The sequence below is a fragment of the Rhizobium bangladeshense genome (assembly GCF_001662075.1).
Taxonomy (GTDB): domain Bacteria; phylum Pseudomonadota; class Alphaproteobacteria; order Rhizobiales; family Rhizobiaceae; genus Rhizobium; species Rhizobium bangladeshense_B.
In genome coordinates this window covers 1-568 of record NZ_LYPL01000114.1, presented here as the reverse complement: position 1 = coordinate 568, position 568 = coordinate 1, and the positions used below count along the sequence as shown (strand labels likewise).

General features: G+C 58.6%; 1 protein-coding gene. It reads left to right on the top strand.

Going from position 1 to position 568, the window contains the following annotated elements:
- Positions 1-22: 22 nt before the first annotated feature.
- On the top strand, positions 23-568 hold a 546-nt coding region (locus A7X77_RS33335; RefSeq protein ID WP_280950417.1), incomplete at its 3' end, for a cadherin repeat domain-containing protein.

Sequence of the window (568 nt, the reverse complement as noted above, 5' to 3'; positions counted from 1 at the left end):
CGGCGGGGTTGATAGGGCTTCCATCTCTCTCGAGGAGAATACGACGGCAGTGACGACGGTCGCCGCTAGTGATCCGGACGTCGGCCAGACCCTTGCGTATTCGATTTCCGGCGGCGATGACGCCGGAAAATTCCAGATCGACGCTGCAACAGGCGAGTTGAGCTTCATTGCCCCGCCGGATTTCGAGAACCCCGGCGATACGGGGGCCGACAATGTGTACGAGGTCATTGTGCAGGTCTCCGATGGCGAAGACGGCGTGGATACGCAGGCGATCAGCGTCACGGTGACAGACCTTCCTGAAACGACCAATCAAGCTCCTTCCTTAGTGCGTGACGGCAAGATCGAAGTCGCGATGACAGTGCAGGATGGCGTGCGTATACTGAACCTGCTCCCGGACGGCTCCGTCGAAGATACGGGCCTTTACCTTCCAAGCGACAGTTTCAGTTACCTCGCCTCCAGCGGTGATGTCGATGGCGACGGGGACCGTGATATTCTGGTATCTGGCGACAACGGCAACGGGCGTCTCTATCTGAACAACGGTGACAACACTTTCTCAGACAGCGGTGCG